Source organism: Candidatus Limnocylindrales bacterium (assembly GCA_035559535.1).
Classification (GTDB): Bacteria; Moduliflexota; Moduliflexia; order Moduliflexales; family JAUQPW01; genus JAUQPW01.
In genome coordinates this window covers 24,312-42,426 of record DATMBG010000003.1, presented here as the reverse complement: position 1 = coordinate 42,426, position 18,115 = coordinate 24,312, and the positions used below count along the sequence as shown (strand labels likewise).

Annotated in this window: 19 protein-coding genes; 11 read left to right on the top strand and 8 right to left on the bottom strand. The window is 45.2% G+C overall.

What is annotated here, in order from left to right:
* Positions 1–282: 282 nt before the first annotated feature.
* The 9 genes from VNM22_00700 (at position 283) to VNM22_00660 (ending at position 7,562) form a co-directional block, all read left to right on the top strand.
* Positions 283–498, top strand: a complete 216-nt coding sequence (locus VNM22_00700; GenBank protein ID HWP45652.1) for a hypothetical protein — start codon at positions 283–285, stop codon at positions 496–498.
* Between the two features lie 33 nt (positions 499–531).
* Positions 532–2,349, top strand: a complete 1,818-nt coding sequence (locus VNM22_00695) for a carbamoyltransferase (GenBank protein HWP45651.1) — start codon at positions 532–534, stop codon at positions 2,347–2,349.
* Entirely contained in the window at positions 2,346–2,786 is a 441-nt protein-coding gene (locus VNM22_00690) for an SxtJ family membrane protein (GenBank protein HWP45650.1), read from the top strand. The genes VNM22_00695 and VNM22_00690 overlap by 4 nt, the downstream gene beginning before the upstream one ends.
* 77 nt (positions 2,787–2,863) lie before the next feature.
* Entirely contained in the window at positions 2,864–3,022 is a 159-nt protein-coding gene (locus VNM22_00685; protein HWP45649.1) for a DUF5989 family protein, read from the top strand.
* 102 nt (positions 3,023–3,124) lie between these two features.
* Positions 3,125–3,871, top strand: coding sequence for a glycosyltransferase family 2 protein (locus tag VNM22_00680; GenBank protein ID HWP45648.1), 747 nt, complete (start codon positions 3,125–3,127; stop codon positions 3,869–3,871).
* 94 nt (positions 3,872–3,965) lie between these two features.
* The gene (locus tag VNM22_00675) at positions 3,966–4,271 is read left to right on the top strand and encodes an EamA family transporter (protein HWP45647.1); all 306 of its coding nucleotides are present in this window, start codon (positions 3,966–3,968) and stop codon (positions 4,269–4,271) included.
* A gap of 55 nt (positions 4,272–4,326) precedes the next feature.
* Positions 4,327–5,094, top strand: a complete 768-nt coding sequence (locus VNM22_00670) for a class I SAM-dependent methyltransferase (protein HWP45646.1) — start codon at positions 4,327–4,329, stop codon at positions 5,092–5,094.
* 694 nt (positions 5,095–5,788) lie between these two features.
* Entirely contained in the window at positions 5,789–6,730 is a 942-nt protein-coding gene (locus tag VNM22_00665) for a diacylglycerol kinase family protein (protein HWP45645.1), read from the top strand.
* A 16-nt stretch (positions 6,731–6,746) separates the two neighbouring features.
* The gene (locus VNM22_00660; protein ID HWP45644.1) at positions 6,747–7,562 is read left to right on the top strand and encodes a metallophosphoesterase; all 816 of its coding nucleotides are present in this window, start codon (positions 6,747–6,749) and stop codon (positions 7,560–7,562) included.
* 84 nt (positions 7,563–7,646) lie between these two features.
* On the opposite strand, the gene VNM22_00655 is transcribed toward VNM22_00660, so the two are convergent.
* The 5 genes from VNM22_00655 to VNM22_00635 form a co-directional block, all read right to left on the bottom strand.
* Positions 7,647–8,387 (bottom strand): ABC transporter ATP-binding protein, encoded by a 741-nt coding sequence (locus VNM22_00655; protein HWP45643.1) that lies wholly within the window; start codon positions 8,385–8,387, stop codon positions 7,647–7,649.
* Positions 8,388–8,608: 221 nt separating this feature from the next.
* Positions 8,609–9,382 carry an ABC transporter ATP-binding protein gene (locus VNM22_00650; GenBank protein ID HWP45642.1) on the bottom strand — a complete coding sequence of 258 codons (774 nt, stop codon included), beginning with the start codon at positions 9,380–9,382 and terminating at the stop codon, positions 8,609–8,611.
* Between the two features lie 75 nt (positions 9,383–9,457).
* Positions 9,458–10,465: a branched-chain amino acid ABC transporter permease gene (locus VNM22_00645; GenBank protein ID HWP45641.1), complete on the bottom strand. Its 1,008-nt coding sequence runs from the start codon at positions 10,463–10,465 to the stop codon at positions 9,458–9,460.
* 82 nt (positions 10,466–10,547) lie between these two features.
* Complete coding sequence (locus tag VNM22_00640) at positions 10,548–11,426, bottom strand: branched-chain amino acid ABC transporter permease (protein ID HWP45640.1); 879 nt, start codon at positions 11,424–11,426, stop codon at positions 10,548–10,550.
* A 94-nt stretch (positions 11,427–11,520) separates the two neighbouring features.
* Entirely contained in the window at positions 11,521–12,708 is a 1,188-nt protein-coding gene (locus VNM22_00635) for an ABC transporter substrate-binding protein (GenBank protein HWP45639.1), read from the bottom strand.
* A gap of 514 nt (positions 12,709–13,222) precedes the next feature.
* Between VNM22_00635 and VNM22_00630 the strand changes: the two genes are divergently transcribed.
* Entirely contained in the window at positions 13,223–13,696 is a 474-nt protein-coding gene (locus tag VNM22_00630) for a hypothetical protein (protein HWP45638.1), read from the top strand.
* A gap of 61 nt (positions 13,697–13,757) precedes the next feature.
* Positions 13,758–15,662: a patatin-like phospholipase family protein gene (locus tag VNM22_00625; protein ID HWP45637.1), complete on the top strand. Its 1,905-nt coding sequence runs from the start codon at positions 13,758–13,760 to the stop codon at positions 15,660–15,662.
* A 92-nt stretch (positions 15,663–15,754) separates the two neighbouring features.
* Here the strand turns inward: VNM22_00625 and VNM22_00620 are convergent, their stop codons facing one another.
* From VNM22_00620 to VNM22_00610, 3 genes are all read right to left on the bottom strand, one after another.
* Complete coding sequence (locus VNM22_00620) at positions 15,755–16,102, bottom strand: STAS domain-containing protein (protein ID HWP45636.1); 348 nt, start codon at positions 16,100–16,102, stop codon at positions 15,755–15,757.
* A 106-nt stretch (positions 16,103–16,208) separates the two neighbouring features.
* On the bottom strand, positions 16,209–17,579 hold the full coding sequence (locus VNM22_00615) for a VWA domain-containing protein (GenBank protein HWP45635.1): 1,371 nt from the start codon (positions 17,577–17,579) through the stop codon (positions 16,209–16,211).
* Between the two features lie 179 nt (positions 17,580–17,758).
* Positions 17,759–18,073: a DUF59 domain-containing protein gene (locus VNM22_00610; protein ID HWP45634.1), complete on the bottom strand. Its 315-nt coding sequence runs from the start codon at positions 18,071–18,073 to the stop codon at positions 17,759–17,761.
* Positions 18,074–18,115 lie beyond the last annotated feature (42 nt).

Below are 18,115 nucleotides of genomic sequence, written 5' to 3'. Positions count from 1 at the left end.
ATATTTCTCCTTTCATTCCCTTTGGGATTTTTTAAGCTAATTTAGTGAAGAATTAAACATAAACCCACCATATTTATGGATATTGAACGTCGTTTTGTTAAATATTACAATTTGAGAAAAAGTCAAAGTGAAAATTAACAATTATAAAATTTTTTTTGAAAATTGAATCCCCATGAATTAAAGCTTGACAGGAAAGTGACCCCAAGCTATTCTTTTCAGATATGAACGATAAAGGAAAGTCTGGACTTCTTTAAAACCCAGGGGGTTTGAAAAAAGGGGATTATGATACCGGGTGTACCCGATGAAGCCTGTATTCGATGTGGGATCTGTTGCATTGCTCTGCGAGTTAAACTACCGGATGGAACCTACAAACCGGAAGGGATACCCTGTCCTTACTTGATTCCGAGAACCGAGGAAAAGCCCGCGAGCTGTAAAATCTACGATCAACGGCCCAAAGCTTGTGAGTTTTTCTTTTGTATGGATTTATTACCCCTTTGATTCCCATACGGGAAGGTAGGATGTGAAACAGTTATGTATATCCTAGGTATATCCTGTTTTTATCACGATAGTGCGGCCTGTTTAATACGAGATGGAGAAATTATAGCCGCGGCTCAAGAAGAGCGCTTTACCCGCAAGAAACATGATCATAGATTTCCCCGGCATGCTATTGATTATTGTCTGGAAGAGGCCGGAATTACGGTAAAAGATCTGGATTTTATCGGTTTCTACGATAAGCCTTTACTCAAGTTTGAGCGTATTTTGGAAACTTATCTGGCTTATGCCCCTTTTGGAATCCGGTCTTTTATGAAGGCTGCTCCTCTCTGGATCAAACAAAAGCTTTGGATTCCCGATCTTATCAAGAAAGAACTGGGATATGAGGGGAAAATCATCTTTCCCGAGCATCATGAATCCCATGCTGCCAGCACCTTTTATCCTTCTCCCTTTAGAGAGGCAGCTATTTTGACCATGGACGGGGTCGGGGAATGGACCACAACCAGTTTCGGAGTCGGTTGTGGGAATGATTTTGAATTGGAGTATGAAATTCGATTTCCTCACTCGTTAGGACTTTTATACTCGGCTTTTACCTATTATACAGGTTTTAAGGTCAACTCCGGCGAATATAAAGTGATGGGACTGGCTCCTTATGGAGAGCCCAAATATGTAGATTTAATTTTAACCAAGTTGATGGATTTGAAAGAAGATGGATCTTTCAAGCTGAATATGGAGTATTTTGATTACTGTGCCGGATTGACCATGACCAATGAAAAGTTTCACAAGCTTTTTGGAGGACCTCCGCGGGGACCGGAGACAAAGTTGACCCAAAAGGAAATGGATCTGGCCCGGTCCATCCAGGTGGTCACCGAAGAAACTATGCTCCGGATGGCCCGACATGTTCACAAAGTTACCCGGCAGAAAAATCTCTGTCTGGCCGGAGGAGTCGCCTTAAACTGTGTTGGTAACGGGCTTATCTTGCGGGAAGGTCCCTTTGAGAATATCTGGATACAACCTGCCGCCGGGGATGCCGGAGGGGCTCTGGGTGCGGCCCTGTTTGTCTGGTATAAATATCTGGGAAATGAACGAAAACCCGATGGGAAAAAAGACTTCCAGAAAGGCTCTTATCTGGGGCCGGCTTACTCCGATGAAGCCATTGAGAAGTTTCTGAAGAGCCGTCAGATACCCTACAAACGCCTGAGTCGAGAGGAATTGATCGATGTGGTTTCGGATCTTATCGCCAAAGAAAAGGTCGTGGGATGGTTCCAAGGACGTATGGAATTTGGACCCCGGGCCCTAGGCTCCCGAAGTATCTTAGGTGATGCCCGATCACCTAAAATGCAGGCGGAGATGAATATCAAGATTAAATTCCGGGAAGGGTTTAGACCCTTTGCCCCCAGTGTCTTATTGGATAAAGTCTCGGATTATTTTGAGCTGGACCGGGAAAGCCCTTATATGCTGTTGGTAGCACCGGTCAAGGAAACCCATCGGAGGAAAATGACCGAAGAAGAACAAAAACTTTGGGGAATCGATAAGTTAAATGTGGTTCGTTCTTCGGTGCCAGCCATTACCCATGTAGATTACTCGGCAAGGATCCAAACGGTTAATCGAGAAGACCATCCCCTCTACTATGATTTAATTCATAAATTTTATGAAAAGACCGGTTGTCCTGTTATCATCAACACCTCTTTCAATGTTCGAGGGGAACCCATTGTATGCCGACCGGAAGAAGCCTATACTTGCTTTATGCGGACTAATATCGATTACCTTGCCATGGGTAGTTTCTTGCTGGACAAACGTGAGCAGAAACCCCTGGAAAAAGATATCGATTGGAAAAAGGAGTTCGAACTGGATTGAGAGTCTTATTAGAAGAAATAAAAAAAATAAGATCAGATCATAAAGATCTCCGTAAATTCGGAATAACCCTTGCCATCGTCCTGGGACTTCTGGGGAGTTTGGCCCTTTACAAGGGAAGCGGTAAATACCTGGGGTTTTGGGGAATGGGAGGCCTGTTTCTGATTCTGGGTCTTCTTCTTCCAGAACTTCTTAAACCCATCCACAAAGTCTGGATGGCCCTGGCTTTGATTTTGGGCTGGATTAACACCCATCTCATCCTGGGTCTCATCTTTTTCCTGATCTTTACCCCTATTGGACTGATGTTGAGACTCATGGGAAAAGATCTGCTGGATCAAAAATTTCCCCAACCCGGAACCGGGTCGGATTCTGGTTTGACTTATTGGAAAAAAAGAGAAAAAAATTCCAAGGATAAGGTAAAGTATGAACGAATGTTTTAATCCACTCTCTGCTGTCTGTTGCTCCCTCCTCCATACGGGCAATTTCCAACAGACAATGGACAATGGATAATCCACAGATGAGTAAATTATCTCTCCTCTCTGAGTTCTGGCTCTTCCTGAGAGAGCGAAAAAAATGGTGGTTAGGCCCTATTGTATTTATGCTCCTTGGATTGGGTTTACTGATTATCCTTACAGAAGGTTCGGCGGTAGCTCCTTTTATTTATGCTCTTTTCTAATTGTTCGTAGTTCTTGTCCGTTGTCCGTTACGAAGAGGTAGATCTCCCTTACCGGATAACTCTACCCATGGACAACGGACAACGGACAACGGACAACGGACAATGACGGACAAAAATAAACGGCTTTCCAGCATTTCGGTTTTCTTCCCCTGCTATAACGATGCAGGAACTATCGCAAGTCTTGTTGTTTCTGCTTTTAAAACCCTTCGTTCCCTGACCGATGACTATGAAGTGATTGTCGTTGATGATGCCAGTAAGGATTTTAGTCGGGAAATTTTGGAAGAACTGAAAACCCACTATAAAAACCTTAAAGTCATTTACCATACCCAAAACAAAGGATATGGAGGTGCCCTTCGATCTGGTTTCGCCCATGCTACCAAGGATTTTATTTTCTATACCGATGGAGACGGTCAGTACGATCCTCGAGAATTGGCCCTCTTGGCCCCTGAGATGGTCGATGGGGTCGATATCGTGAACGGATATAAAATCCAACGGCACGATCCTTTTTATCGAATTATCCTGGGTAAAATTTATTATATCGTAGTAAAAAACCTTTTCCGATTAAAGGTCAGAGATGTAGATTGCGACTTTCGTCTTATCCGACGGGAGGTATTCGATAAAATCGAACTGGAATCCGATGATGGGGCTATCTGCGTGGAAATGGTGAAAAAGCTTCAAAATGCCGGATTTGTTTTCAAAGAGGTCCCAGTCAATCATTATCACCGGGTTTGTGGAAGATCTCAGGTCTTTGTTATAAACCGGGTCATTAAAGGAGGTGTCACCGTCCTTAAACTCTGGTGGAAAATCTGTCTAAAACCTTTTCTTGCCAGAAAGAATCTGATCCGTTAAGGCGAATCCAAGAAATTATCCTTTTGTTTACCCTATGAAACCTATTGGATTAATTCTGATTCCCGTGGTATTTGCGTCTATTAGTGAGTTGTCCATGAAGAAAGCCATATCCTCCTTCGGTGAAATATCTTTCAAAGCCTTACTTACCTGGACTTTTCATATCACCCTTTTTACCAATCCCTATGTCCTCTTTGCTTTGGGATTATATGCAATAAGTGTCCTGCTCTGGTTGGTTGTGTTATCCAGAGTTCCTTTGAGCTACGCCTACCCTATGGTTAGTTTAAGCTACGTCCTGGTGGTACTGGCCTCAAAATGGGTCTTAGGAGAATCAATATCCTGGATCCGATGGGTAGGGGTTTTACTGATCTGCCTGGGAGTTGCCTTGATCGCCAGATCCTAAGGACCCGGGAATCAGAAGTCGGGGTAAGGTCGTGAATCTGCGCGAATACGAAATCATGTACCAGCTGGAGGATACTTACTGGTGGTACCGGGGAATGAGGAAAATAGCGTATACCCTTATCCCCGAGCTCTTTCACTGCAAAACCTCTGCAAAGATTCTCGATGCCGGATGCGGAACGGGTGCTCGATTGCAACACCTTTTGGAGATCGGGAGCCAGACCTGGGAGACAGGCTTAAAACCCCAAACTGTTGGGATCGATTTATTTTCCGAGGCCCTTAAATTCTGTAAAATTCGTAAACTGGAGAATCTCGTTCAGGCCTCGGTAGAGGACCTTCCTTTCCGGGATGAAACCTTTGATTTTATAACGTCCTATGATGTCCTGGTTTGTGTTCCCGACGATGAGAAAGCCCTTCGGGAATATTACCGGGTTTGCCGACCCGGTGGAAAAGTTTTTTTAACGGTAGCCGCCTTCAACTGGCTCCGGGGCGAGCATGATCGGGCCGGACAGGTCTTAAGACGATACACCGAATCGGATTTGTGCCAAAAATTAGAAAAAGCCGGTTTTATCGTTGAAAACGCTACCTATGCCAATACCTTCCTTGTTCTACCCATTTTCCTGTTCCGTAAAGCTGTTAACCTCTTACGTCCGGCAAAGACAGATCAAGAAGCTATTTCGGATTTTCATTTCACACCGGCCTACCTCAATGCTTTTTTGACCTCTCTCCTTTACCTGGAAGCCTTTTTACTCAAATGGATCCGCTTTCCGGTAGGAGTAACGCTTATGGTCAAAGGAAGGAAAATGGTTCAGGCCTCAGGGAAGTAGCCTATTTAAAGAAAGCCAACTCTATCCATTGCCTTTCTTCAGTCTTCTAAGAGTAATCTGTTTCTATCTTCAAGTCGATGAGGGATAGGTATCTGTATCCATTTAGTAGGTGGAAGACCCCCCAGGCCCCCATACACACCGGGTTAGGATGAAAAGCCTCGTCAGGGGTGAACCGTGGGTAGCCCCCGACATAAGTCGGGGGATTCAGTCATTCAGAATTTTCTTCAAGCTCCGAAGGAAGCTCTCCTTTCCTCTATATCCCCCCTTCTCCCCATGTACGGGCGGGGGGAATTGAGGAGCGGCCTGTTAAACAGATCACCCCATGGGGGTTTAGTAGGTCAAACGTCCCCGTTTGATGGATAAGTTTCTCCTGGCCTATGCCAAGGGCTATCCCCAGGTGACCCCCTGGAGCTAACCTTCTAAGTTGTTACAGTTACGAGGGATAGTTTTTGCTTGACCTGAACCGGTTCACAGGGTAGATTATTTTCAGTTGGGTGCGGGGAAAAAAGAATTCTTGCTCCGTTGCCTTCCCCAGGAGGAGGAGGGTCTTGCCAGGATATAAAATGGATGCAGAATCAAAAATCTCATAAATCTTTTCGGACTTATCGGCCAGAGGGTTCAGGATAAAATTAAGGAGTCTGGGCGCAGGAAAGGGTTCTGGAAATTTCAACCCTCTTGATGCTCGAAAAACTGGATGGGGGCAAATCAGACACCTTCCCATATTGCAGTCATTATCAATCACTCTTCCGGTTCTAAGGATAAACGGAAAGAGATAGAACAGGTAACCGAGCTATTTAAATCAAAAAATATCAAAGCCTCTATCTCCCTGGCCCAAAGCGGGGAAGAGCTGGTGGAAATCACCCACCGGATAATTCGTGAGGGTTATGATATGGTTGTAGCCGGAGGGGGTGATGGAACGGTCAATACAGTCGCCTCCATGCTGGTCGGCACCGATAAGATCCTGGGAATCCTTCCGCTGGGGACACTTAATCACTTTGCCAAAGATTTAAAAATACCGCTGGATCTTGAACAGGCTGTGGATAACCTCATCTCAGGTTCTAGGGTCAGCATTGATGTGGGGGAGGTCAACGGGTATATCTTCGTTAATAATTCCAGTATAGGGATTTATCCGCATATGGTACGTCACCGGGAGTGGTATCGGCGACGGGGATGGAGCAAAGGGGTCGCCTTCTTTTGGGCATTACTCAAGGTGTTTCATCGCTATCCTTTTTTCAATGTCCGCCTGATCGCAGACGATCAAGAATTCAAGCGAGCAACCCCCTTTGTTTTCGTAGGTAATAACGAATATGAAATAGAAAGCCTTAACATTGGATCCCGTAGATGTCTCAATGCGGGATATTTGTGTTTATATGTAACTCACCAAACCGGGCGATTGGGCCTTCTGCGCCTGGCTTTAAGGCTGCTTTTGGGACGGTTACGCCAGGAAAAAGATTTAGATAAGCTCCTGGTTAAAGAAGTCTGGGTCGGTACCCAACGAAGGAAGCGGAGACGGAAGTATGTGTACGTTTCTGTGGATGGGGAAATTATTTTGATGGAAATGCCACTTCATTACCAGATTCGGCCCCGTGCGCTACAAGTTATGGTACCGAAAGGTAAAGGAGAACTAGAAAACTAAAGCAATTAAAACAAGGATGCTTACACTGGTTCATCTTTCAGACCTCCATTTCGGTCGTGTAGATACGGCTATTGTGCAATCTCTCAGGACAACCGTTGAAGAGATCCGACCGGAGGTGGTCGTTGTATCCGGGGATCTCACCCAGCGCGCTCGAACCCAAGAGTTCAAAGAGGCCCGGGCTTTTTTAGACCTCCTTCCCCCTACCCAGATTATTGTTCCCGGGAATCACGATATACCTTTAGGTAACCTCTTTGCCCGCTTTTTTCAACCGCTTTCCAAATATAATCGCTATATTAGCAACGATCTGGAACCCTTTTATGTAAACCAGGAGGTAGCCATCCTGGGCATCAACACGGCCTGCTCCTTAACGATCCAAAGAGGACGTATCAACAAAGAACAGATCCTGCGGATCCTGGAACGCCTGGCTCCTCTAGGCACTCAGATCGTCAAAATCCTCGTCAGTCATCATCCTTTTGAGATACCAGAAGGTTATCACAAATATAGATCGGTCGGCCGTTCACGTTGGGCTATGGAAATCCTGGCAAAATGCGGAGTGGATATTTTTCTTGCCGGTCACCTCCATGTAAGCCATGTAGGCGATATCATTGTAGGTTACAAAACAAACAGGTATTCTGCTCTGATTATCCAGGCAGGAACGGCCACTTCTACACGCAGCCGGGGGGAACCTCCCTCTTTCAACAGGGTTCGTATAGCTCATCCGCAAATTATGGTTGAACGCTTCTGCTGGCATCCTGAAAAGGAGGCCTTCGGGGCCGTTTCAATCCAACATTTCCGGCGCACTTCGGAAGGTTGGTTACCTAGCCGGAATTAAACAGAGAAAGGATTACCGAAGTTTAAAAGAACTACCTGCACTTACCGTGTAAAGCATTAACAGGAACCCGCCCGCTCAGAATTTCTATCCGACAACCTGCCTTCGAGCCGCTTTAGTCGTACCCAGGTAAGCTCTTTTTACCTGTTCGTTATTGAGTAGATTTGTGGCCAGATCATGGAGGACAATTTTTCCCGTTTCCATCACATAACCCCGATGGGCTACCTTAAGAGCCATAAAAGCATTCTGTTCTACGAGGAGAATGGTGGTGCCCCGTGTATTGATATCCCGAATGATATGAAAAACTTCCTGTACAAGTACAGGAGCCAGACCCAAGGAAGGCTCATCCAACAAGAGAAGTTTAGGATGGGCCATTAAGCCTCGGGCAATGGCCAGCATTTGTTGTTGACCTCCACTGAGGGTCCAACCCAATTTATCTGCAAAGGGTTTAAGTGCGGGGAAAAGTTCCAGCATTCGCTCTGCTTCTTCGGCTATTTGAGCTTTACTCAAACCAACCCGTCCGGAAGCTCCCAACATGAGATTGTCTCGCACGGTCAAACCGGGGAAGATTTTTCTTCCTTCCGGGACATGGGCGATTCCCTTCTGTACAATGACTTCGGGCTTCAAAGGATCGATACGTTCACCCATAAATTCAATTGTTCCCCTGACCGGACGGAGAAGACGGGAGATGGTTTTAAGGGTTGTGCTTTTCCCGGCCCCATTGCTTCCAAGTAAGGTTACAACTTCTCCTTCGTTGACCTCCAGGGAGATCCCTTTTAAGGCCTGAATGCTACCGTAATAGGTTTCAATATCTTTAACTTTAAGCATACTCAACCTTTCTTCTTCAAGTTTCCTTTCTTCTAAACTTTCTCTAAAGAATTCACAGAAATTGCAGGCATCCGGAGATTAAGAAAAGGGATTGACCAACCCACCCCTCTCGCCCGAGGCTTTGGGAGAGTTGGCCCGGAAATCCACTGACTCCCCTCTCCCACAGCGTGGGAGAGGAGCCGGGGGGGAGGGAAATCCCACAGAATTACTTTAACAAAGTACTAAGTCTGCAAAACTTCTTCCTTACCCAGGTAGGCTTCTATGACCTCCGGGTTATTCTGGATTTCCTCCGGAGTGCCTTCGGCTATTTTTGCCCCAAAATTAAGTACGGTAATATAGTCTGATATCCCCATAACCAGGTTCATATCATGCTCGACCAACAGCAGGGTTATTCCCTGGTTTCGTATTTTAATCAACAAATCATCCAGGACTTCTGTTTCATGGGGGTTTAATCCGGCAGCGGGTTCATCCAGGAGAAGAAGTTCGGGTTCAGTGGCCAGTGCCCTTGCCAATTCCAGCAATCGTTGTTGTCCATAGGGAAGGCTCTTTGCAGGTCGGTTGCGTTTATCCTGGAGTCCCACAAATTCAAGGGCTTGCATGGCTTTTTCTTCAATGTGGCGTTCTTCTTTTCTTGCTCCCGGTAAGCCGAATATAATACTCACCAAATCCGATTTTGTACGACAGTGTTGACCTACTTTAACATTCTGAAGTACCGTCAGTTCTGGAAAAAGGCGGATATTTTGGAAGGTACGGGCCATGCCATACTCTACCAAAACATGGGGTTTTTTCCCGGTTACATCTGTGCTTTTGAATAGAATTTTACCTTCTGTAGGTTGATAAATACCACTGAGTATATTGAGAATGGTGGTTTTACCCGATCCGTTGGGTCCGATCAGAGCTCGGATCTCTCCTTTTTGGATGGTCAGATCTACCTTATCTACGGCCTTAAGTCCGCCGAAGTGTTTACTTAATTGGATGGTCTTTAGAATTTCCATTCTGTTTGTTGTTCAGAGTCCATTGTCCGTTGAGGGTCTCCCGGAGTGATTCCTGACAACGGACAATAAACAGGCTTATTTTTTTGCCCCTACGGAGAGTTCTGCTTTTCTGGGCTCACCTGGCCTTTCCAGCGGTGGAAGGACTTCGCCTGGTCTACCGATTATTCGTTCCTGGATCATTTCCAAAAGCCCCCAGATACCTGTAGGCAGGAAAATCATCATCAGGAGGACACCGGCTCCGTAGACGGCCATATAATAGCTTTTAAGAAATCGTAACCATTCGGGTAGAAAGGTTATTAAGATAGCCCCAATGAGGGTGCCGTAGACTGAGCCAGAACCACCCAGTACCAGCATGACCAGAAATATTACCGACTGATCAAAAGAGAAGGTATCCGGGCTGATATAGCCTGCAGAGTGGGCGTAGAGAGAACCTGCAATTCCTGCATATAAGGCACTAAACATAAAGGCAATGAGTTTATAACGGTTGATATTAACCCCGGTTGCACTGGCAGCCATTTCATTTTCACGAATAGCCTGGAAAGCACGTCCTGCCCGGGAGTGTTGGATTTTCAAAGCCACGATACTCAAGAGGATCAGGAAACCCAGGGCAAAATAATAGAACTTCCGATTATCATCAATATCAAATCCCAACAAGGTTGGTGCCGGAATACCGGCAATGCCATCGGCACCTCCTGTTAAATCTGTTTCATTTTGAAGTACCAGCCGCACAATAATCCCAAATCCGATGGTGGTCATGGCCAGATAATGTCCCGATAACTTAAAGGAAGGAAAGCCGAGTAGGATACCAAATAAGGCCGATACGGCGGCGGCGGCAGGTAATCCAATCCAGAAAGATAATTCATGGCGTACCGTTAATAACGCTGAGGTATAAGCGCCGATCCCCCAAAAGGCAGCCTGGGCCAGAGATAATTGTCCGGTTAATCCCAGGGTGAAATTAAGACCGAGGGCCACGATGGCATAAATTGCTGCCAATACCATCAGATGATGCCAATAATCGGTCGTCCAGATGAGAGGAGCTGCGATGGCGAAAGCCAGAATTAAAGATATGAGAATAAATTTCATGACAAGGCTGTGGAGGGTAGGTTGTGGGTTGTAGTCGGTTATTTTCTGTTACCACTACTACCCATGATCTACGGTCCACCAATTAGGCCTTTTCAGCAATACGTTCTCCGAAAATCCCCTGGGGTCTAAAGAGCAGAACTGCGATCAATACGAAAAAGGCAACCCCATCGGTATAAGCAGAATAGTATTTACCGGCTATGGCTTCGATGACTCCGACAAAAAGACCACCTAAAATAGCTCCGGGGATGCTTCCGAAACCACCGATAATACTTGAAGAGAAGGCCTTTAAAGCTATAGGCCCTCCCATATCTTTGGTTACATTGAGAATTGGAGCCACCAGAAGGGCCGCTACCCCACCCAACAGGGCACTATAGATAAAGGTAAGGGCGATCATTTTATTGGTAGGAATTCCCATTAATCGGGCCGTCTGTTTATCCTGTGCCGTGGCCTGCATCTTTTTCCCAATTAAGGTTTTCTCAAAGAGCAGATATTGCAGGATCAGGAGGATAACTGTTACTCCCAAAATGAGGAGATGTTGTAAACCTATCCGCAAGCCCCCGAGGTTAAGGGTACCTGTTTCGAATAATCCAGGGAACCGAAGGGGAATAGCCCCCCAGATATTTTGGGCTAGATTTTTTAGCAAAATGGAGGCTCCGATGGTACTGATGACGACTGGCAAAAAAGGACGATTCCGGAGGGGGTAATAGGCAATTAATTCAAAAACGAGCCCAAAGACGGCCATGGCTGCAAGTACAAGGGAATAAGCGATAGGAACCGGAAGATGCCAGGTAACCAGGGCGGTGATCCCAAAAAAAGCAGGTATCATGATAAACTCCCCCTGGGCAAAGTTTACAATACCTACCGCGTTGTAAATAAGGACGAATCCCAGTGCAACCAGAGCATAAATTGCCCCCATGGCAAGACCACTGATAACCAGTTGCAGGAAAGTTATGAAATCCACAGATTTTTGTCCGTTATCCGTTGTCTATTGTTCGAAGCCGTTACAACAGACAACGGATAAGGGGCCATCCACAATCCTCTATTTATTCACTTATTTATTCACTTTCTTTTACGATTCTTAAAAGAGAGGGTTGACCGTTCTTAATCTGAATCATACTTACTTCATGGAGTCCATCCCCAAACTCATCGAAGTTAAATTCACCCAGGACTCCTTTAAAACCTTTGGTGGCTAGAATGGCTTCTCGAATCTTTTCTGGATCTGTCCCAGCTTTTTTCATGGCTTCGGCGAGGATATATAAAGCATCATAGTTCCAGGCAGCTAACGTATCCGGTTCAGAACCGTACTTTTTCACATACGCTTCACGATATCTTTTTGCGACCTCACTTTGCCCGGGTACGTAGTCCACCACAGCATAAATACCCTCGGCGGCTTCTTTAGCCAAATCCAGGGTAATTTTTTGGGCATTGGAGGGAGACCCTACGACTTTAAAATCCAGACCCAGTTCTTTAATTTGACGAAGGATTTTGGCATCATCGTTGGCATTGGTTCCATAGATAACCAGGGCTTCGGCCCCTGCCGCTTTCATATTTAAAAGCTGAGGTTGATAGTTCTCTGTTCCCGTAGCATATTTCTCGATGAGAACAGGTTCGGCACCCAGCTTCTTGAGGGTATCTCTAACGATACCGGCTCCGGTTGTACCAAAGGTATCGCTATCATGGAGAATTCCTACTTTGTTGATTTTCAAATCTTCGATAATAAAACGGGCAACAGCGACTCCGGCGATACTATCTGCAGGCCGACATCGGAACACCCAGGGATTCACGACCTTATTATCGATTCGGGTCAATTTGGGATTGGTTCCTCCATACATGGTGGGTAAATGAGCTTTTTTTACAATATCACTAACGGCTTGCATCTGGGTGCTTTTTACCGGACCGACCATGGCAACGACTTTATGGGAATTGATAAGCTTATTGGTTGCTGCAACCGCCCCCTGGTTACTGGATTGACTATCTTCGGCGATTAAATCGATGGGGCGTCCATTAATACCACCCGCAGCATTAATCTCCTCAACGGCCAGATCCGCTGCCTTTTTAGATAAATCTCCCAGATCTGCAGCTAAACCCGTTAATTCCACATTTAAACCTATCTTGATAGGGGTATTATCCTGGGCCTGTAACTTTGGCCCTAAGCTTATAAAGATCAACAACCCGATTAGAAGCAGGAGAGATATTACACGTAAGTGTAAAGGATCTCCTTGAATATTTTTTATTTTTGGCATACTTATCTCCTTTCGGTTAACGTGTTTAAAATTGAAAATTGATAACGGTTTATTGAGGAAAAATAGTAGATCTCAAAAATCATTTTCGGCGGGGGTGGGAACCTCCGCGGGAGAAAATGGACCTACGAAACCCTCTTTTCCTGCATGTTTATTGCAGTGCAGGTTAATGTGTTTAAATTAAACTAGATAGCTTCTTTAAACTTGTCAATAAAAAAGCAGGGGAAGCGTAAAGAAAAGTAGAAGCGGAGTAAAAGTTCATAAGTCGGCCAGAAAGGGATTAATTTACCCGGCCAGGGCTTGCTTCTACTTCTGAGGATTCTGGATCAAAGGGTGGTCTCAAAGGGTCACTTCAGAAATAGTTTTTGCTTGACCATTTTTCCTTTCTTTAAATATAATATCCCCACCTTTAGTTGCTGCTTTTTAGATCCCCGGTTAATCTACCCTATTTTTTGGATAGAGAATGCTTCTCAGGATGAGAAACAAAATCAGTCCAAAGGAAAAAGGAAAGATGAACATGAAAAGAAATAAACGCATGGGTGTTACTAAAAGTCTTGGTCTGATTTCCCTTATTGGATTGGTCCTTATAAATCCATCCCTTACCCTGGCTCAAGAAGAAATTCTGCTGGAAACGTTGGGCGCAACGACCGCCCAGGGACTATTCCTTACCCATATGGCAATCGGTACCCTCGTCGATGGGTATGCCGCAAAGGCTTACGATAAAGAGAAAGCAATTCAAATCATGGATGCTTACATACAAATCTCTCAATCCACCAAGGATGGATTGAATAAGCTTCTTACTTCCCATCCCCTCAGTGATGAAGATACCCGGTATCTTAGAAGAATCATTTCCACCTATGACCTCCTCATAGCTTCCGCATACGATGTAAAAGCCTTCATCAATACGGGGAATAAAACCCATGTAGAAGCTTATACAAAAGATAGAGATCAAGCCTGGGGCCAGATTTCGGATTTGTTGGGTCTTAAATGACAAGTTCCCTATAAGCCTCCAGGATTTTTAATCCTGGAGGGCCTTAGGAGGGGGGATCAACATGGAAAGTCTCATACCTCTGTTACAAAAAAACCGGATCTTCAAATCGGTTCCTTTAGAAGAGCTGGAAAAACTGGCAGCGCTCTTTCGCCGCAAGTATTACCCCCGAGGGATTCGGATTTGTCGAGAGGGAGAGATCAGCAATGAATTCTATATCTTGGTATCCGGGCAGGTAAGGGTCTTGAAAAAGACGGAAAGCGGAGATGAGCTGGAGTTTGCCTACCTGAGCCCGGGAGATTTTTTCGGTGATATGCCCCTTCTGGCCAGCGAGCCCCGATTAACCTCTGTGGAGGTAGTGATCGATGCCGAAGTCCTTGAAATAACCCGAGACGAGTTTGAAAAAGCCATCGAAACCCATATTCCTATCCTTAAAAATTTGGTAGAGCTCTTGAGTTTCAAGCTACGCCAAAAAAGAGAAACGATCCAAAGCCGGCAGCGAAGCAAATACCCTATCATTACCGTGTATAGCACCGAAGAACGTATCGGTAAAACCTTGCTTGTGGCCAATCTTGCCGCCAGCCTTGTAAAAGAAACCCGTAAAAAGGTGGTGGTCGTGGACATGGGAATCAAAGAAGAAAGCCTGACCCGGGTTTTGAAAATCCCGCCTACAAAGCGGATTAATTCTTCCCAAATCATTCCTGGCTATCTGGAAGAGTGCACCGTGAACCATGAAGGAGGGCTCGAGGTGGTTTCCATAGCCCCGGAGCTTTTAATGGAGGAATCGAAAGGACGAGAGTCAATTGCTCTTATTCTGGGAATCTTAAAAGATCGTTATGATTACGTCTTGATCGATACAAGCTCGAAATTGAGTCGGAGTACCTTTGAGGCCCTGGATTTATCTAATATGGTCCTTTTTGTTACCTCCAACAGTTCCGAAGAATATCCGTTGATCATTTTAGATCATCAGGAGGTTAGAACGGTTTTGAACTTATCGGATACGGGAATCGGAGGTATCGCCAAGACTCGAAGAGGATTTCATGTATTACCCAGAGATTATGAAGTTTCAACTGCTTTCTTCAAAACAGGGAAACCTTTTATTCTGGATTACCCCCATTCTGAGCTTAGCAAAAGCCTGGAGGCTCTTGCCCGGGATATCGAAGGAAAAAAAATCGGATTGGCCCTGGGGGGTGGTTCTGCCAGAGGTATGGCCCATATCGGAGTTCTCTATGCTTTGGAAGAGTACGGAATCCCCATCGATATGATATCAGGAACCAGTGCCGGGGCACTGATAGGTTCCGCTTATGCTGCGGGAGTCCCTCTCGATATAATTAAAACTTCCGTCCTTAAATGGGGTTCTAAATTGGGACTACTTCGATTGGCCGATGTTCAGTTCTTTAAAGCCGGTCTATTCGGAGGGGATCGGGTCGATAAATTATTTCTAGATGTGGTTGGAGATCCTGATTTCAGTGAGCTTAAAATACCTTTATCGGTGGTAGCCATGGATCTCAACACTGGGGAAGAAGTTGTGTTTGAAAAGGGAAACGTAAGAAATGCCGTTCGAGCCAGCTTCTCTATTCCAGGAGTTTTTGTACCGGTTAAATATCGGGACCGTTACTTAATTGATGGATCAGTGGTAGATCCGGTTCCCGTTAAACCCTTGTTAGATCGGGGTGCCGATATTACCCTGGCGGTAAGTGTAACCCCTCCCCTGGATACAAGCGAAAAGCCCTCCTTTTCTGGATTCTCCCTTATGCCCAAAGTTTTGGATGTCATTATGCGCTCACTCCAAAGCCTTCAGTATGAAATTACAAATATCAAAGCCATGCCGGCCAGTATTTTAATCACTCCAGAGGTGGGAAATATCGCCTGGGCAGAGTTTTATAAAGCAGACAGACTTATCGAGGCAGGACGAAAGGCAATTGAACAGATACTCCCTGAGATTCAAAGGCTAAGGTGGAATACTTAGAGATATTCTAAACTCTCAAAGTGGCTCTGCTTCAGATACAGGACCCACAGGGGGTAGAAAGGGGAGAAAATATCTTTTTACTCTAAAGGAGGCTAGGCAAAATTTTTTAAGGCTTCTTCCTCCGACTTCAAAACAGGAGCATACTGGGTTAGCCCGATCATTCCAAAAATCTTTTTAAAATGCGGAGTCAGCCCATAAACCTTAAAATTAATCCCTTTAGCATTGTAACCCGTTACGATCCCAATTAATATGGCAATCCCACTGCTGTTGATATAACTTACATCGGTAAAATTAAAAATAACTTTTTTAATCCCCTCACCGAAGACGCTTTCCATGGCACCCTGTAAAGGTACGTCCGCAAGGGAAGTTACATCTCCCCTCATATCGATAATGGCCACATCCTCCAATTTCCTTACATCTACTTTAACTTTTTCATCCATATAAACCTCTCCTTTAACTTAACTGCCCATAATCCATCTAGAACCTTCAGGCTTTTATATCTTTTATTAAAAAGGATGTCAAGAAAAAGTTAAAGGGCGTTCCCCTTCAATTTTTTAGTTTTCTCTCTCGGGAGAGACTTTCGGTAGCGTAACTTACCAGCAAGAATTTACTCAACTGATCCGGTTCCACATAGTAAACGTTTCCTCGATTGATCTTTGCCATACGATTGGCAAAATCGGCCAGGTCTTTGTCCTGGGCCAGCATGATAATGTGTAGCCGGATCCCCTTCATGGTACATAACTCGACTTCCCGAAGCGTTTTTCTTGCAATAATATCATCGATCGGACGGAAAGGATTTTTATATAATTTTCCCTCCAGGCTGCATATGGTGGGATGTCCATCGGTAACCATGATAATTTGTTTAAGATGGTAAGGATATTTCTGGAGAAGCTTCCTGGAGAGGCGTAAAGCTGCTTCCATGTTGGTCCAGAGACGTTCCTGAATCAGAGAGTAAAGCTGGGAGGGGTGGATCAACTCTGCCGTGCTATCCATTCCAACTACCCAAATCTGATCTCCCGGATATAAGCTGGTAATGAGTTGAAACAATGCCAGGCTGGTTTTCCTGACCGCAACGATACGGTTATCGTGGGACATACTTTCACTACGATCTACAATAAGGACGGTTGCCGTGTTGGATTGATGTTGCAAGAGGTCAATTCTAAAATCTTCTACATTCAGTCGGACAGGTACCTGCGCATTACGCCGGACTCCGTTAAGGAGAGATTGAACGATATTAACCCGAAAAAGATCTCCATATTCATAGGGTTTTGTTTCATGGGCTTTGATGAGTCCCATACCTTTTTCAGGGGTCTCATGTAAACCGAATCCGGCTTTTTTTAAATCTTGAAAAACGGTTCTGAGTAAGCGTTGTCCCATCTCCTGCAAAGCTTTAGAGGTCAGCCGGCCTTTTTCATCTAGGTACTGCATCTTTTTCAGTTCTTGTAAAGCCCTTGATTTAATGGCATGATCAGCCCATACCTCCTCTCCTTTATCCGGAACAGGTTTATAAAAATCGGATTCCACCTCCTCAGGTGGATAGGGGGCTTTGGGTCGGGTCCCTTTTTTCGAAATAAAGCTTCCGCCCCCGGGCTTTCCCAATTCATCGGCCAGGGTCGAAGGTTTTGATCCTCCCTCTAACCCTTCCCCACCGGCTCCACCTTCCTCTGAAAGGCCCTTTGAAGAGTATAACTTCTCTTGAATTCTCCTGGAGAAAACATCCTTAAGTCGGATCCGACGATTTCCAGCATAGATTCCTTTGTCTTGCTGCCTGTCTTCTTCCAACATTCGATCCAGAGTTTCTTCAGGAGAATATCCATCGGCAGCTTTATCTAAAAAGCGGACTTTAAATTCCTCCAACAGAGAAGCAGTATCTGGAGAGCGGGAAGGACCGGAATAATATTCGAAGGTACGTGGCATGATAAACCAGGATAGGTTTTTTAGATATTCAGGAAGTAGACTCCCTTCTCTGACCTTTCCCGGGTTGTGGCAAAGGAAGGCCAGGAAAGGGGACTTGTGTACAAACCTCCCTTTTCTATTTATAAATTGTTCATCCAAATACTGTTGTCCGATTTTTTAACGGGGACCCCTGGCGGAGGTCATAAGATTCCCAGTTCCAACTTCGCAGCTTCTGACATCATACTTGGGTTCCACATGGGTTCCCATACGACGTCGACCTTTGCATCGGTCACTCCAGGAATAGATTTCACCTTGCTTTCAACTTCAAAGGGTAGAGAAGCTGCTGCCGGACAATGAGGTGTCGTAAGGGTCATTTTAATGAACACTTCGTTGGAGGGATTGATCTTTACCTCGTAAATAAGTCCCAATTCGTAGATATTCACCGGAATTTCTGGATCATAACAGGTTTTTAGTACCTCAACGACCTGTTCTTCAGTTACGGGTGTACTCATCATAATACTCGGTACTGGGTACGGAGTACTAAAGCAAGCTAAAAA

Excerpts from the sequence above, each read along its gene's own strand:
- VNM22_00700 (HWP45652.1), top strand. The coding sequence starts at position 283 with ATGATACCGGGTGTACCCGATGAAGCCTGTATTCGATGTGGGATCTGT.
- VNM22_00695 (HWP45651.1), top strand. The coding sequence starts at position 532 with ATGTATATCCTAGGTATATCCTGTTTTTATCACGATAGTGCGGCCTGT.
- VNM22_00685 (HWP45649.1), top strand. The coding sequence starts at position 2,864 with ATGAGTAAATTATCTCTCCTCTCTGAGTTCTGGCTCTTCCTGAGAGAG.
- VNM22_00680 (HWP45648.1), top strand. The coding sequence starts at position 3,125 with ATGACGGACAAAAATAAACGGCTTTCCAGCATTTCGGTTTTCTTCCCC.
- VNM22_00675 (HWP45647.1), top strand. The coding sequence starts at position 3,966 with ATGAAGAAAGCCATATCCTCCTTCGGTGAAATATCTTTCAAAGCCTTA.
- VNM22_00670 (HWP45646.1), top strand. The coding sequence starts at position 4,327 with ATGTACCAGCTGGAGGATACTTACTGGTGGTACCGGGGAATGAGGAAA.
- VNM22_00665 (HWP45645.1), top strand. The coding sequence starts at position 5,789 with ATGGGGGCAAATCAGACACCTTCCCATATTGCAGTCATTATCAATCAC.
- VNM22_00660 (HWP45644.1), top strand. The coding sequence starts at position 6,747 with ATGCTTACACTGGTTCATCTTTCAGACCTCCATTTCGGTCGTGTAGAT.
- VNM22_00655 (HWP45643.1), bottom strand. The coding sequence starts at position 8,387 with ATGCTTAAAGTTAAAGATATTGAAACCTATTACGGTAGCATTCAGGCC.
- VNM22_00650 (HWP45642.1), bottom strand. The coding sequence starts at position 9,382 with ATGGAAATTCTAAAGACCATCCAATTAAGTAAACACTTCGGCGGACTT.
- VNM22_00645 (HWP45641.1), bottom strand. The coding sequence starts at position 10,465 with ATGAAATTTATTCTCATATCTTTAATTCTGGCTTTCGCCATCGCAGCT.
- VNM22_00635 (HWP45639.1), bottom strand. The coding sequence starts at position 12,708 with ATGCCAAAAATAAAAAATATTCAAGGAGATCCTTTACACTTACGTGTA.
- VNM22_00630 (HWP45638.1), top strand. The coding sequence starts at position 13,223 with ATGAAAAGAAATAAACGCATGGGTGTTACTAAAAGTCTTGGTCTGATT.
- VNM22_00625 (HWP45637.1), top strand. The coding sequence starts at position 13,758 with ATGGAAAGTCTCATACCTCTGTTACAAAAAAACCGGATCTTCAAATCG.
- VNM22_00620 (HWP45636.1), bottom strand. The coding sequence starts at position 16,102 with ATGGATGAAAAAGTTAAAGTAGATGTAAGGAAATTGGAGGATGTGGCC.
- VNM22_00615 (HWP45635.1), bottom strand. The coding sequence starts at position 17,579 with ATGCCACGTACCTTCGAATATTATTCCGGTCCTTCCCGCTCTCCAGAT.
- VNM22_00610 (HWP45634.1), bottom strand. The coding sequence starts at position 18,073 with ATGATGAGTACACCCGTAACTGAAGAACAGGTCGTTGAGGTACTAAAA.